Raw genomic sequence first — 15,238 nt, 5'->3', positions numbered from 1 at the left:
TCAAACTTTATTTGTTACTTCAAAACTTTATTTGTCACTTCAAAACTTATTTGTCACCCGATAATTACGAGAGGAAGAAGGTATTCCCCCGCCCATTGACTTTCTCTCTTCCACGTAATAAAATATTTGTACGTAACATATATTTTGTACACGGAGGCTATCCACTCCATGCCACAAGAAAATGAGATCCAAGACAGCTACTACATCGAGTCCCCTGAGCAGGCAACTGTGCTGCTAAATCCGCTTCGCGGTGAAATCATCGCCCAGCTCCTAGAGCCAGGATCCGCCGCGGAAGTGGCGAGGACCTTAGGCGAGACGGCTCAGCGCATCAACTATCACCTGAAAGCGCTGGAGAAAGCCGGATTGGTTCAGCGCGTAGGTACACGCCAGGTGCGCAATCTGGTCGAGGTGCTGTACCGATCGATCGCCAAAACCTTTGTACTCGCCGAGTCACTCAGCATGAAACCTGAAACCTTGCAAAAGCTGAAGGATCAGAGCTCCCTTGCCCATCTCGTGACGACTTCCGAGCGCATACGCCGAGATGCTATGCTGCTTATGGAGCAGTCTGACGTTGGCGAAGTCATTCCAAGTGCGACGTTACAGCTTCAAGTACAGCTATGCACGGAACAGCAGCGGCAAGCATTCATTGAGGAATATGCGGCGATGGTCCAGCAGTTAGTGGAGCGTTACTCGAGTGTTCCGGATAAGGTTCAGGACGCTTACCATGTTTTGCTAGCCGTTTATCCCAAACCGAAGGAATGAGGAGGCATTGCCATGAGTCAAAAGCAAAAACAAGCGCATGAGCAACAAACAAGTCAGTCTCAGCAGGATCGTGTACCTGCACCAGTGTCACCTGTCATTGTTTGGGAACAGCCGATCGAACGTTCAACAGATTCCTCCAGTACGAACAAGGTCATTGCTATTGATTCTTATCGCCGACAAATTTCCATACCTACCATAGATTCCGAAGCAACCGTTACCGTTCGCGAGTTCCCCACTCTTCAAAATGAAGAGCCTATTCGACTCATTATGGTTTCCTCTGGTTTTGGCCAGAAGACTACAGTTCATACAAATACGATCCAATGCAAAGCCGCTTAATGGGCTAGACCATTTAATGGCATTAACAAAATAAACTTACTTTGCATCATAGAAAGGATGATTTCAATGAGCTTCATACCCATGGTTGTCGAACAAACCGCGCGCGGAGAGCGCTCTTATGATATTTATTCCCGTTTACTGAAAGACAGAATCGTGTTCCTAGGCACAGAAGTGAACGACCAAGTTGCCAACGCGATTATTGCGCAATTATTATTCCTTTCTGCAGAGGATCCTGAGAAGGATATTTCCCTCTACATTAACTCGCCGGGCGGCTCTACGTCAGCTGGTCTCGCGATTTATGACACGATGAACTTCATTAAACCGGATGTATCGACGATCTGTGTAGGTATGGCTGCCTCCATGGGCGCTGTTCTTCTAACAGCTGGTGCGCCAGGTAAACGATTCGCACTGCCGAATGCCGAGGTCATGATTCACCAACCTTGGGGAGGCGCACAAGGGCAAGCAAGTGATATTCACATTCGCGCTCAGCATATTCTCAAAACACGCAGAGTTCTCAACGGTATCCTTTCCCAAACCACCAAACAACCAATCGAGAAAATCGAACTGGATACGGATCGCGATTACTTCTTGGACGCTGAGGATGCACGCGCTTATGGATTGATTGATAAGGTAATTTCACGAATCTAACAAACATCTTCGAATAAAAAAGACTACCAAAGAGCCTCACCTCCTTTGGTAGTCTTTCGTGTTATTTCATAGCATTAATAGTTGTGGCCTGCCCCAACATCATCGAATTTGGCATCCGCATTAAACGTGCGAAGCCCGATACTGCCTGTGGAAATCGAGCTATCGGAGATTCCGCTGATTTTCTTCACACCATCCAAATAGCCATCCAAACTATTCTCAATCATCACAAGCTTGAGCGTATACCAGGTGTTCAAATTCACTGTAACGGCGGTCTCCTGAAGCAGTGTAAATGTTCCGCTATTTTTCTTATACAGCTGGAGCTTATCTCCCGTATCATTTAGGCGCAGCATATAATAATTATTGGCATCCTGATACCGACCAATAACGCCCGCTCCTCCGTTAGCGGTGGCTATTTTCACCTTAGATTCTACAAAATAGTTATGCCAAAGCGTGTTGCCATTCGTAACAATCCCTTCCCCCGTTGTTGCACTTTGTCGGAACACTTTGGAAGAATCCGTTACCACGCTCCAGCTGCCAAGTCCCATTGTCCAGTCTGTTGCACTGCCATCCTCAAAGTTATCGCTGAGTAAATCAGCGGGTGGTGTGGCGTTTGGATCTTTTTTGTACGCACGGAAATAATCAACGGCGAACTCTTTGGGATAGGCAATTGTCGTATCCAAAGGCCCCGTCCATCCTGCATTTTCAAAAATGCCCAAATAAAAATTCATCCGATAATTCGGCGAGTAGGCATACGTACGTTTGAGTTGATTATCCACATAAAGTTTAATCCCAGAAGAATCCCACTCCATCGCATAAATGTGATACTCCGTCGTCATATCGAACCCTACATTCACAGCCCCCGCCGAATCGGTTGCATTCGGATCATCCCATTTGTAGAAATTCATCAAGGTTTGCTGCACATTCCTACCTGGATGCTCCGAGATGTCCACTTCCAGCTCTTGCCACGCTTCATCTTCAACACCCGTTGCCCAGAAAGCGGTGTGCATGCCGCTGCCTTTCTGAGACTTCGCTCGGACTTCAAAATAGCCATACTGCGTCGCATATTTAATATCCGTCGGGATATGTTGATAAAGATCATCCAAATGCAGATAATCTTTGGCCGCGGTTTGAATCGAGGAAACCTTGGTCGTTCCGCCTGCCTTATAGGTTAACTGGTCTGGCAGAATTTGAAGCACGATAGCCCCGTCTCTAAAAATGTAGTTGGCTTGTGAGCGTTCTGTTGTTGTCCGCGCTTCTAGAAACTTTGGAATCCACAAACTTTGATTTAGACTCGTGCCATTAAATTCATCGTTCGTGTCTAAGATCCAGCCAGGCTTATTGATTGGATTAGCTGGAAAATCGGCCGCCTCCGCCTTCGGTGCTTGCAGAGCCTGTGGAATCAAGAGCGCTGCGGCAAAGAGGAGTGTCCATGCGCTCTTCATCATTTTCCCCCATAATTTATTCCTGACCATTATTCATTCCTCCTATGCAAAATGTAATCGCTATCATGTTATGACGATTGGCGAGCTGACATGCTCGTTCATGCTTGTTCTTGCAGAAAAAAAGAGACCCGCGTGATTGCATACACGCAGATCTCTCTGTTCTTATAAAGACCGTATCCCATCACGGGATAACGTCAATTTCTCGTATCCACTCTCGGTGATCAGATACGTATCTTCAATTCCTACGACACCTCTGCCCGGAAAGGTGAATTTGGGCTCAATCGCGATGACCATGCCGGGTGCCAGCGGGTATTTGAAGCCCTTGGCGAGAACGGGCAGCTCGTCGATTTCGAGCCCGATACCGTGACCAAGGAATTTCACTTGGTCAGCGCCGTACCCCATGAAGTGGGCGCTCAGCCCAGCTTCCTGCACTTGATCCAGCGCGAGCAGATACAGATGCTCGGCAATCGTGCCCGGCTGCAGCCTGGCTTCCGTGGCGCGGAGAACCGCCTCCGCCACGTCATAGGCTCGCTGCAGCTCAGGGTCTAGATCGCCGATCACGAGCGTGCGCGTCTGATCGATCAAGTACCCGTCGATGGTGCAGCCGATATCGACGAGGATTGGGTCGCCGCGCCGAATCAGCGCGCGGCCTGAGCTTTGCGGGCTGGACGGGTGAAGCCCCGTGCCCCCGGCCGGCCCGTCAAAATAGGTGGGCACCGCTGCCGATGCGCCTGACGCTACCATTCCGGTGATTAACTCGGAATTGTACGCGCGCATGCGCATCAGCCCTTGGTGCCCGCGCAGCCTCAGCTGATGCTCGATGAGCGCCATCAGCTCAAACTCCGCCATCCCCTCACGAATGTGGGGGATGACCGCCTCCAGCGCGTCGTCCGCGACGCGCGCTGCCGCCCGAATCGCCGTGACTTCGTCCGGCGATTTGATCATGCGCTGTTCTCGCACGAGCAGCGAGCCGTCCTCCCAGACCGCGCCGGGCAGCGCGGTCTGCAATCGCAAGTACAGCTGGACGGGTAACACGTCCAGCTCCGTCGCAATCCGCAGCGGATCTCCCGCCGCTGCCCCCATGCGCGCGCGAAGCCGCTCGCCGAGCGTCTTCCAAGAGCCAAGCGCTTCGACAGCCGCTGACGCTTCCTCCTCTGCGCGTACCAAACTGCGACGAACGAGATAGATCGCTTCGCCCTCCGTCGGAATGAACAAATACCCCGTCTGCATCGAGCCGCAGTAATAATATATATCGACATTGTGCGTGACCAGGAAGCCTGACCACCCACGCTTACGCATCTCATCTTGCAGCCCCTGCTGCCTTTGCTGAAAAATTGTCATAACAATCGACTCCTATACGCCGTAGATTCACACCTCACCTCCATTATACATTGAAATAACCTTAATCGCTCAAAAGGGGCTCGATCAGTACTCTATCGGCACTCTTTTCTCACTCTGTTGTAATCTCTCCTTACTCCTTCGACACCCTATCAGCACTCCATCACTACTCTTTCCCTCAACTCAAAACACCATCTCCGCAGAAGACTTAATCGTCCACGTGATCGGCTGCAAAACCGTATAGGTTCTCGGAAAATCCAACCGAATAAACATAATCACCCCAGGTCGTTCAAGCGTGACCGAGTAATCCCGACTGTCATCCCTATACGTGTAGGGAAATATTTCCCCCTCATTAACAACCTTAAACAAGTCAATCACCACCGTGCTCTGCAAAAACGTATCCGGCAGCGGCTCATTTTCCCCGTTTAATCGTAAATTAACCTGCAAATACGAAAGCGCAGCCTCTCTCGCCTTCGTCTCATCAATCGAATGTATCCCTTGTGCCAGCTTCGCCCCATCACTTTGCTGAGCAGCCGCATGTACGGCATTGTTGAGCGCATGCTTCCCCTGAAACACAGTATGCATCGCTAATTCTTCATCGGTTTGCAGGGCATACAAAGACATAAAAACCACGCTCATTAACATCATTAAAAGCAGCTTATACACGCCAGTCCCTCAACTCTCATGGCACATATTCACTCATTTTCATCCCTGTCGCGCCCATACGATCAGAAGCAGCCGGAATCGTAATGCCGACAAGCTGATCAATCACAAAAAGCCGGTGATACGGATATGTCATCGTTAGCTTTAAGCCCGTCCCTCGCCATACAGGTGCGCTCGCATCCATGCCGCCAACTCCTGTGTTGGTGGCAACCACGTACTCAAGATCTCCGACCACGAAGCCTCTTTCCGCCATGCGACCTCTGGATTCTTGAATCATCGCTTCATTAATATATCCATGGCTGCCATTCGCGCCAACCTCGAGCAAATAATCGACTTCCTTTTGCAGCACAGCCTGCCGAACGATGATGATATGCTTATATACTGGTGCGAACATAAACCAACAAAGCATTGTAGCAAAAAGAATAAACACCAATATCTGCTTCATGGATTAATCCGTTCGATAGCCCCATTAATTCTACCCCCGCTATCGCTAACCTGCCTGCGAGTCCCCGTACTTCCTCCAACAACATCGAAATAAATACCGATCACGACAATCATCAACAGCACCGTTACAAGAATAGACCTCATACACTGCCTGCCATCTCTATGGTTGAAGTGCAGTAATATTCGTATTCGCTGTCGTCCCATGGGTATTAATATTTCGTCTCATTCCCGTCGATCCATCATTAATAATCGAAGTAAATAACAACGCAACCACAATCAGCATCATCACCGTAACCAAAATATTTCTCATTTCATCGCTCTCCTTGCGTAATTAGTTAATAGCGTCAAATAATCGTTGCCCTTCGGCAATCCAAGGGTACATAAACACTCGAAATGTATTCAGAATCGGCAGTCCCGCGAGTACAAAAAGCACATACGATACCGTTTCCTTCTTGCTGTCGCGAATCAATTCCATCTTCTCTTTGTAGTCCTGAATGCGCTGCTTTAACAGCTCATAATAGTCCCCATGCTCATTCAACCTGAGCGCATTCAGCGTCTCTCCAAAGCTATGAGCTTCCTCGGTTCCTAGTCTCTTTTTAAAATGGGAAATCGCCTCTTCGGCTCCTTGATACCATTCATTCAGCAATAGCTGAACGTGAGCTCGAATCGATGTCGTCTGACCGACACATAAAGACAATTTGTCATGCAAATTCAATTTCGAATCATTGTAGTACAAGAGTTGGCGACTAATTGCGTAAATATCCCGCACGATGCGCTGTGACCGCTTCTCTTTTAGCTGTGCCAGTACTTTTCCATCCCACAAAAGAAAGATCGCTGCCACCACAGCACCCACTAGCACATACGCAGGCTGTAAATGTAACGAGAGCCACGGGTGCCTGAAAGCCGCATATCCCACCCCTCCAAGGAAAAGCGCACCACCTAAAAGCAACCTTCTTGCTCCCTCATACAAATTCGCATTCATCCAAATCCCGCACCCCAACAACAATTGGCGCTTTTCCTCGACTGATTTCGTACTCATCCCCAGCCATTTATATAACCAAGGAGGTATTTGAACCTCTTTTAGCGCGCTTTTTACTCTCAAAGATCGCCATCTCTTCTTGCGAAGCGGTATATACTTAAGACCGTGATAGATCATCATCATAAAAAGAATAAATAATAGCAAACGCGTAGCAACCTGCAGCATAAGCAACTGGGTGTTGACCAAAACCATGGAAATCACTTCCTCACATTCTTCGCATGGATAAGTAAATACCCATCAAAAACGATATAAATATCAACATAAGTGCATCTAAAATCATATTCCGACCAGCAGGGTCAATCACATAGTACAAATAGGCGTTATCTGCATTCACTTTGAAATTAATCCACATGAACAAAACTAGGAACCCAATTGGCGTAAAATTCGCAATTCGAATTTCTAGAAGTCGATTTCGTTCCATTTGATCAAAACGCTGTGCTTTGCGCATGTCAGTGATGAGCTCCTTCAAGCTATCTCCGACAAAGATTCCCTCTTTCAAGGCCACTCGGATAATCCCCGTAAAATAATCCGCCCAGATATGACCAAGCGTCAGTGAGAAAATCCGCAAGCTTTCCTCCGTATCCCTTTGCGTCATCAAATGACGATATAATTGCTCGAAAACGGGTTTAATCGGATACAAAATTCGATTTTCCTCTAGACAATACCTCAGCGCGATTTTCATATTCTGATTAGGATCCGTCATGTAATACTGATAAAAAACTTCAACAGCAGGAAGAAACTCTAACCTCGTTCGCAATCGGACGCTCACCAGCTTCACCCGAAGCAGTAAATACGGCAGCGAAGCACCAATCACAGTAATGATAAGGGCTCCTTTAAAGGATTGGAAAAACAAAACGCCTGCTAACAAGCCAGCTAATAACCCAATTAAGCTTATTGTCAGCATCGCTCGCATGCTTAATTTCGACTCGACAGATTCCAGCAACTCCTTCAAATGCTTATAAATCCAACTCCATGTCTCCAAATAAGCACTTAATCTCGCGCTAACTGTCGCGTTTTTTACATAGTGCAAGCGGAACCTGGCTTTGCGTTGTCGGATAAGCAACTCTAACAGCGCTTGAAAAACCACAAATACGAGCACAAATAACAACAGAATAAAGACATATTTGGCGAAAATCACCCCTCTAAATCGCCCTCTTTCCCATCCTTTTCGATAAATCCGTGCTCCATCAACAGCGAATAGCTCTCTGCATCAGCCTTTTTAATTTTTCGCGATGCATGAAGCGACAATTTCCCGGGAAATGTCCATTTGTCTGTCGAGTTGTCATAAAGAGCTAGATTCGTGACGAAAACGCATTCATTTTCATAACGGTATTCGACGATTCGTACGATCTTTCTTTTGCCGTGAACAACCTGCATTTCAATGCCGATATGTGTCACAAATTCCGTAATCCGTTTCGTCAAACGCTTGGAGTCCATCCCTCTGCCATCCAGCATACACATGTCAGTAATCGCGTCCGGCACATCCTCCAGTTCACTCACATGGACCGTAGTCAAACTGCCCTCATGACCACGTGTACAAGCACGAACATACAAATTCGCATCTTCATCCCGTATTTCGGCGTGACAAATGCGCTTCGGGGACTGCCTTAACGCCAGCTTAAAAGCCTGCAAACCCGAATGTCTCGGATCCTCCTCGTCTATTTCATATTCGACGATATTTTTCTGTGGGAAATCTCGTTTTAAATTCAACTCAAATCGCGATTCAATCGTAATGATTCGCTCATTTTCGTTCATTTCGGCAATGATCGCTTTGAGTAAGTTTGTTTTACCTGAGTTTGTCGGTCCAATGACGACCATATTCAAGTAAGTGCGGATAAAACAACGAAGTAATTGCTCCATGCGAGCATCTATCGTGGCAAGGTCTGGCGAGGCAAGCGAGGCTAAATCGAATCTTTTTACTGTGTAGAATCGTATCGTTAAGGTCGGTTCCGCTGTAAAGCCGAAGCCAGTCATCGTCACACGCGAACCATCTTGAAGAACAACCTCTGCCCAACGCTTTCTGGGATTGAGGGTATCGTGGTTAAACAACACCAAATTTTGTTGAATTCGCTCTAATTCACGGATGGATGGCAGCTCGTAAAGAGAGGGTTTGGCGATGCCGCCACGCACTTCAAAAATCTGCTTACCCACAACCTGAATCTCTTCTAATCCTTCCTTCTGTTTGAGGACGAGTTCTAGGACATTTAGGCCAATAATTTCGGCAAAAATCGCTTCCGGCAGTGTCGTATACCCGCTAGTCCGAGGTGGGATGTCCGAAAGTCTCTTTTTCGACACCAGATCATGAATGATCGCCAGCAACTTGCCACGATCCTCTTCATAGCCCAGAATCGCACGATTCAGCGTCTCATTATACAGCTGTTTTTCAATCTCTGACCTGCCCTTCAAAGAGACAAGCTCACTGCGAATCTCATGTACCCATTGCTGGAAAAAAGCTTCCTCACCCACGCTAGAGTGTTCCTTACCGCTACCGTTTACATGTACTTCGTTTGTGCGTTCGACTACTCCATCATTAGAATTGGCAGCCTGCAATTTCGGATAGTGATTGAACCCAACAACGGCCTCTTCTGTCCTACGTTCATGCATGTAGGTAATCATCGAAAACCTTTTCCCACTCACTCCCTTCACCTCCTGAAATAGATTTAACTGACCGCTCGTTTACCGGCGATAAGCTTTTGAAACCAGGTCTCTTGTCGCACACTCGCCCTCTGAGGCAGCTTATAGAAGTCAGCGAATTTCTGCGCTACAGCCTTCACCTCATGATGCATCGGATGCGATGAGTTCAACATCTCTATCAGCTTCCCTTGGTTGCAACGAGCAAGCGCATCCCCGTGCCTGCTAACATGTCCGATCAGATGCAGCTGCGTTTCTTTGCGAATATCCTTGATCGTGAATTCACTTTGCTTCGCATGCCGATCCGTTTGGACGGCCATAAGTTCGAAAGCATCCGGTTGTAAACCAAATACAGACCCCACCTGCCTGATCCACCTCGAGAAATCCTCCTGAAAATGCGCAATGTCGCCTGTCGTGACCACAATTTTGCTATCTGCTTCAAGCAGTCCGCTAACCGTCGCCGCATTATCCCAATATGCACTAACTTCTACGATACAGATGTCAAAAGCACCACGTGCCACCCGCAACAAATGGATAACTTCCGATGGCGTGAAAAACTCTGCCTGCTCACGAAGCATATTCCCATATAGGACATGTAATCCATGTGCCTCTTTCGGCTTGTCACAAACGTGAAGCAATCTTTCAGGTGTTAGACTTTGCGCCTTGAGCTCAGCTCTCAACCCATCTAACGTAAAAAGTTGCTCTTCACGCCCCAGGTACCGGTGCAGCTTTGAGCTTTTGAGATTCAAACACAGATAACCGACCTTCTTCGAAGTCTCCATCGCTAACATATAGGCCACGCCAAAAGACGCCAGCGTAGTACCAATATTCGGTGTAGAACCAACGAACGTAATTAATTTCCCAGCAAGCGCTTGATTCGATTGACCACCACCGGCCCCATCAACCCATGCGCGAATTTCATCCGCAATCACAGCCGTACTGCGACCAGGAAGGATATAATCCAGCTTCATCAACTTGCACATTTTCACATACTTCTCATTGATCGAGGCATCATGATAATTCGACAGTAACACAATGACTTTCATCGCTGGAACTTGTCCCTGCAAGCCTTCCAGAAACTCCTCCAGCTCCCCGTAGGATAGCTCCCGATCCGAAAGAATAACGTGCGAGTAGGGTTGCTCCACAGATTTAGGCTGTAAATCATTAACCTCCGAAAATATTCGCCATCCAAACGGTTTCGCATACACCACATTCGTAAGCTCATCAATCAATCGCTGATCCTTCGACACTAGACCGATTTGCAAATGGACTCACCTCTCTTTCACTTAAATTAGCATCGAAATCTAATTCACTTTCCATACCCTACGAGCTTATTTGCGGGATTCACTCCCACATCTTGCACCTCCGCATACTCGTTCCTCGACTCCTTGTTTCCATTTCTCCTCCTTTTTTCCACGACTACCTGTTTACACTTCCTCACCCTCTTTTCGACGACTCCCTGTTTTCACTTCCGCCTCCTCTTTCCCACGACTCCCACTTACTCCACTTCTATTTCCTCATATCCCCGACTCCCAACAACCAATCACCTGCTCCCCCTCTCCCCCTACTCTTCTGCAAGAATCGACGTAGAACTAAAGGCTATCACCAGCTTGGCTTTTTTCGAGGAGCACAGTTGATCAATCTGGAGCCATTCCTTCTCCGTCAAATTCAAATTAATCTGATCAATGGCGCCGTTAGCTTCCAGCCTTGAGGTGTACATCTTTTGCTCATCGCCCTCAACCTTGGATAACAAATTGGAGTTCTTCGGATTATCTACCTCCACATTCGCTGAGGACTTAACAGACGCAACTGTAATTTCCTTCTCTTCAAAAAGCCTGCGCGAACTGCCATCCATCCCCGACACATACATGCGAACTCGATCTCCTGCGCGGATACCATTGGAAACTGTAAGCAGATACTCTTTTGGAATTTGAAAAGTCGCCTGTTGCTCATTGGGAAGGAGATGATAACGATTTACCTTCCACTTCAGAATGGGCTCTTGCGTACCTAACGGAATCATTGATTCCTGACCTACAACATCAGCTAGCTCCGTCATCATACCCGCTGTATAGCTTCCTCTCTGAATCGCTTTGAACTCGACCATATCACCTCGAATCAACTGACCTGCACGAATAAAATCCTTCGGAACCACAACCTGAACCGTCTGCTGCAGCTCTACCTGATTCACTTGCAGCACATATACGCCGTATACAAGCAGCCCAGCTAGCACCGCAGCAACCACACTTATCAGCAGGCTTCTCCTGCGATTCAATCGATCACCTCCTTCGTTTGAACACAACAAAAAGAACGCAAACCTCGGAAAATCCATCTCCGAAATTTGCGTTCTTCGCAAATCAAACTATATTATTATCAATAAGTTCGAAACAATATAATTAAAGTATCACATAAACTTCCAATTTTCAACATCTATTTACAAAATTCCAATTCCAATTATTTCCGACAAGATGCTGCCCGCTCGTTTAACATATCAGTTGTTACCCTATCTATTTGCATTATCCCATCGCCTCAGAAACATCCTACCTACAATCTGTACCCACTATCCCATCCACTCAGGAGCTTCCACTGAGGATGCGCCTACCTTCTATCACTATACTTCCACTTTCCAAAACGCAGGAAATCACCACGCACTCTTCGATAGGAACTTCTATACGCACTATCCCTTCCACTCAGGATGCGCCTACCATTCACCACTCACAACTCTCACCAACTCGAAGCCAATAGAAATTTATTGTATGCTTGTAGTTACCTCAGAATTTGGCTTCAAACGATATCATCACTCAACACCTACTTGCTAAACTTGCAGATACCTCAGAATTTGACTTCAAAGAATATTAACACTCAGCCCATGCTGGCTAGACTTGCAGATACTTCAGAATTTGACTTCAAACAATAATATCACTCAGCCCGCACTTGCTAAACTTGTAGTTACCTCAGAATTTGGCTTCAAACGATATCACACTCAACACCTACATGCTAAACTTGCAGATACCTCAGAATTTGGTTTCTAGCTATATCGTCACCCGACCAGTGCCATCCTTGTAACCTTGTAAATACCTCAGAAAGTGTGTAAGCGTGCTGCTAAGCAAGAAAAAAGAGACCCAGCTTAATGCTGGATCTCCTCAGTAACCTCTGCTAGTGTTGGCAGCGCAGGTATCGCTCCCCTGCGCGTCGTAGTAATAGCGCCGACGCGGTTCGCGAAGGCAAAAACACGCTCAGCCGCACCCACCTCGGCGAGTGCGTCAACGACGGTGTTTGGCGTCACGCCCAGCGACGCCAGCTGATACAGCATGCCGCCGACAAAGCTGTCGCCGGCGCCAGTCGTGTCCACGGCTGCCACGGGCACGCCGGGGATCACGACATCCTGCCGCGCGGTCACGACGCGGCAGCCCTGCGCCCCCAAGGTGATAATAACCACCTTGGGTCCGCTCTGCAGCAGCTGCTGCGCACCTATGGTCGCGTCAACGCCGAGGAGGAACTCGATTTCCTCCTCGCTGACCTTGACCACATCTGCAAGCCCTAGCTGCGCAAGGATCTCGGTCCGAGCGGCATCCGCGCTCGGCCATAGGGCTAGCCGCACATTGGGGTCGTACGACACCAATGCGCCATATTCTCTCGCTCGCCGCGCAGCGTCGAGCGTAGCTGTACGGCAAGGCTCGGCGATCAGCGATACCGAGCCGAAATGATAGACCGCGGCGTCTTCCAGCCACTGCGACTCGACTTCGTCAGCGCGCAGCAGCATGTCCGCCGCCGGGTCGCGGAAAAACAAGAAATCGCGCTCACCGTCCGCGCGCAGCGAAACAAAAGCCAGACCGGTCTTCGCCTCGTCGGTCTGGAGCACAGCCGTCTGCACGCCTACGTCCTGCAGCGTGCGAACTAAGTAATCGCCGAAGGGGTCTCGGCCGATTTTGCCGATAAACCTTGCGTCGCCGCCTAGTTTGGCGACCGCCGCAGCTACATTGGCTGGCGCTCCGCCCGCTGCCCGGCCAAACTGGGTAACGTCGGCAAGCGCTTGACCATTCACCTCGGGCACAAAGTCAATCAACAGCTCACCCAAACACACAATAGTCGACCTGGTTGGTTTGCTTGATATCGTTGATTTGGATGTTTCGGTTATTTTCCCCATATAGCCCATCCCCTCTATTCTTGATAACCGAGCGCGCGCATGACAAATGCCGTCGTTTGCCCAATCAGCGTTTCCATATCCGGCCGCTCTTCCGTAAACATCGGTTCAAAAAAATCCCTCTGCTTATAAAAAAACATAGCACCTAACACAAACATGAGCGTGCTATCCAACGAGTCAAAGGTATACAAGCCATCTTGTCTTCCTTTGTCCAGTAGTTCCCGGACTTTTTTCCATATTGGAAAAACAAGTTCTCTTATTTTCTCCACACGCGGGGTAATCGTGATAATCTCCATCTGAATCAGGCTAATCATCTGCGGATCCTCATTTCGGATCTTCACAACTTCCCTAATCACCATTTGGATACCTGCAAGCGGATCTTCCACTTTAAAAAATTCCGTTAATTTGTCTGAAGGGAAAAATTGTTTAAATATTTCATGGAAAACGCTCTCTTTTCCACCAAAATAGTAGGAAACCAGAGCCACATTGGCCCCGGCCTCCTCACATATTTGACGTACGCTAGTTGCATCATAACCATGTTTAGCGAACAGCTTTTTCGCTGCCAGCACAATTTTCATTTTCATATCTGACTCTTGTTGAACCATGCCTAGCGCCCTCCTAATCAATAGTTAAGCGTTGGATTGACCACGTCTGCGGATGGTGCTGTCTTAGCCCTTTTGACAACCACAACTAACATATCAATGACGAATGCCACCGCAGCAATCAAAAGTAAAAAGCCAACTTCGCTGCCAACACCAGGCCCACCGAACAAGATATTCATCAATCCATTTACTGCATAAGTCGCCGGGAAGTAATTACTGATAGAATGATAGAAATTCGACAGGAGTTCCCTCGGCACAATCGCACCAGAGGAGACCAACTGCAGTGATAACATAGCAATGTTAAATAGCATACCTGCGTTCCCAAACAATGTCAAAAACATTTGTGCAACCAAAGCAAACGTTAATAAGAACAATGATTCGAAGCCCCACAGAGCAACAAAGCCTTTATCTACCTGACCTCCCAATGAAACAACCATGGTGGCACTGATAAGTCCAATGACAACCGCAGCAATCACAGTTATACCAATACGTGCGGCCATTTTTTGCGTTTTAGACAGAGATGCACCAATTAGATTGGTTGAGACACTGAAGTTCATTCCCATGATCATCGTACCCACAATTGAGGCAAGCACAAGCATCATCGGCAGCATTTGATTCGGCATATCCTTTACTTTATTGGTGCTTTGAATGTCCGCGCTTACTTTACTCGCCAGCCCTTGTGCAATCTGAGTTGCTTGCTCAGCCGGAAGCTGTGGATTCATTTGTGTCAGTACTGCCGATGCCCCCGCCGCCACTGCCTCTTTATTGACGGTTGCTGTAATGTTCCCCGCCACAGCCTGCATGATCGACTTCGTCATAGACGGATTCGACTCATTGACTGTATAGCTGATCGGTGCTGTTTGCCCTGGCGTTTGAAGTTTCTTGGAAAAATCCGGCGAAATATACATAACCATCTGCACTTCACGCAAATCAAGCTTGCTTTGTGCTTCCTCATCCGACGCGATAACTTCCGTCTCAAAAGGCAGATTACTCTGCAGGTTTTGAACAATTTTGCCTCCCATTGCCTGATCTTCATTGACGATCGCGATCTTCAAATTCTTCGTATTATCCGATACCCCGGAATACCCTGTCATCCATATAATACTAAACAGCAATTGAAACGTAATCGCTGTGATGATCCCTACCTTCGTTGTCGCTGGCTTTAAAAAAGTTGCTATTGCCTCTCTCATGT

At 47.8% G+C, this 15,238-nt stretch carries 17 protein-coding genes; 3 read left to right on the top strand and 14 right to left on the bottom strand.

Annotated features, from left to right (window positions below; all coding sequences use genetic code 11):
* The first annotated feature begins 168 nt into the window (after nt 1–168).
* From AC58QO_RS27665 to clpP, 3 genes are all read left to right on the top strand, one after another.
* A complete protein-coding gene (locus AC58QO_RS27665; RefSeq protein WP_497271247.1) occupies nt 169–762 on the top strand; it encodes an ArsR/SmtB family transcription factor in 594 nt (197 codons plus the stop codon).
* A gap of 12 nt (nt 763–774) precedes the next feature.
* A complete protein-coding gene (locus tag AC58QO_RS27660) occupies nt 775–1,098 on the top strand; it encodes a hypothetical protein (RefSeq protein ID WP_497271245.1) in 324 nt (107 codons plus the stop codon).
* A 66-nt stretch (nt 1,099–1,164) separates the two neighbouring features.
* Nucleotides 1,165–1,746 (top strand): ATP-dependent Clp endopeptidase proteolytic subunit ClpP, encoded by a 582-nt coding sequence (gene clpP, locus AC58QO_RS27655; protein WP_497271243.1) that lies wholly within the window; start codon nt 1,165–1,167, stop codon nt 1,744–1,746.
* 74 nt (nt 1,747–1,820) lie between these two features.
* Here clpP and AC58QO_RS27650 read toward each other — a convergent pair whose 3' ends face one another.
* The 14 genes from AC58QO_RS27650 to AC58QO_RS27585 all read right to left on the bottom strand — a co-directional run bounded on the left by AC58QO_RS27650 (nt 1,821) and on the right by AC58QO_RS27585 (nt 15,236).
* Entirely contained in the window at nt 1,821–3,218 is a 1,398-nt protein-coding gene (locus AC58QO_RS27650; RefSeq protein ID WP_497271241.1) for a family 16 glycosylhydrolase, read from the bottom strand.
* Between the two features lie 132 nt (nt 3,219–3,350).
* Entirely contained in the window at nt 3,351–4,529 is a 1,179-nt protein-coding gene (locus AC58QO_RS27645; RefSeq protein ID WP_497271239.1) for a M24 family metallopeptidase, read from the bottom strand.
* Between the two features lie 180 nt (nt 4,530–4,709).
* Nucleotides 4,710–5,192 carry a hypothetical protein gene (locus AC58QO_RS27640; protein ID WP_497271237.1) on the bottom strand — a complete coding sequence of 161 codons (483 nt, stop codon included), beginning with the start codon at nt 5,190–5,192 and terminating at the stop codon, nt 4,710–4,712.
* Nucleotides 5,193–5,208: 16 nt separating this feature from the next.
* A complete protein-coding gene (locus AC58QO_RS27635; protein WP_497271236.1) occupies nt 5,209–5,634 on the bottom strand; it encodes a hypothetical protein in 426 nt (141 codons plus the stop codon).
* On the bottom strand, nt 5,631–5,777 hold the full coding sequence (locus AC58QO_RS27630) for a hypothetical protein (RefSeq protein WP_497271235.1): 147 nt from the start codon (nt 5,775–5,777) through the stop codon (nt 5,631–5,633). Before AC58QO_RS27630 ends, AC58QO_RS27635 begins: the two co-directional genes overlap by 4 nt.
* 16 nt (nt 5,778–5,793) lie before the next feature.
* Nucleotides 5,794–5,943, bottom strand: coding sequence for a hypothetical protein (locus tag AC58QO_RS27625; RefSeq protein WP_497271233.1), 150 nt, complete (start codon nt 5,941–5,943; stop codon nt 5,794–5,796).
* 21 nt (nt 5,944–5,964) lie between these two features.
* Entirely contained in the window at nt 5,965–6,864 is a 900-nt protein-coding gene (locus tag AC58QO_RS27620; protein ID WP_497271231.1) for a hypothetical protein, read from the bottom strand.
* A 13-nt stretch (nt 6,865–6,877) separates the two neighbouring features.
* Entirely contained in the window at nt 6,878–7,810 is a 933-nt protein-coding gene (locus AC58QO_RS27615) for a hypothetical protein (RefSeq protein WP_497271230.1), read from the bottom strand.
* A complete protein-coding gene (locus AC58QO_RS27610) occupies nt 7,807–9,309 on the bottom strand; it encodes an ATPase, T2SS/T4P/T4SS family (RefSeq protein WP_497271229.1) in 1,503 nt (500 codons plus the stop codon). Before AC58QO_RS27610 ends, AC58QO_RS27615 begins: the two co-directional genes overlap by 4 nt.
* A 23-nt stretch (nt 9,310–9,332) precedes the next feature.
* Nucleotides 9,333–10,568, bottom strand: coding sequence for a CpaE/TadZ family protein (locus tag AC58QO_RS27605; RefSeq protein ID WP_497271228.1), 1,236 nt, complete (start codon nt 10,566–10,568; stop codon nt 9,333–9,335).
* A 299-nt stretch (nt 10,569–10,867) separates the two neighbouring features.
* Entirely contained in the window at nt 10,868–11,575 is a 708-nt protein-coding gene (locus AC58QO_RS27600) for a CpaB family protein (RefSeq protein WP_497271226.1), read from the bottom strand.
* An 852-nt stretch (nt 11,576–12,427) separates the two neighbouring features.
* On the bottom strand, nt 12,428–13,447 hold the full coding sequence (locus tag AC58QO_RS27595) for a PfkB family carbohydrate kinase (RefSeq protein ID WP_497271224.1): 1,020 nt from the start codon (nt 13,445–13,447) through the stop codon (nt 12,428–12,430).
* A 14-nt stretch (nt 13,448–13,461) separates the two neighbouring features.
* Nucleotides 13,462–14,049, bottom strand: coding sequence for a TetR family transcriptional regulator (locus AC58QO_RS27590; protein ID WP_497271223.1), 588 nt, complete (start codon nt 14,047–14,049; stop codon nt 13,462–13,464).
* A gap of 17 nt (nt 14,050–14,066) precedes the next feature.
* A complete protein-coding gene (locus AC58QO_RS27585) occupies nt 14,067–15,236 on the bottom strand; it encodes a YhgE/Pip domain-containing protein (protein ID WP_497271221.1) in 1,170 nt (389 codons plus the stop codon).
* Between the last annotated feature and the right edge of the window lie 2 nt (nt 15,237–15,238).

The sequence above is a fragment of the Paenibacillus sp. J31R30 genome (assembly GCF_059692115.1).
Note: the sequence above shows the minus strand (reverse complement) of the source record. Positions and strands in the feature narration are given on the sequence as shown.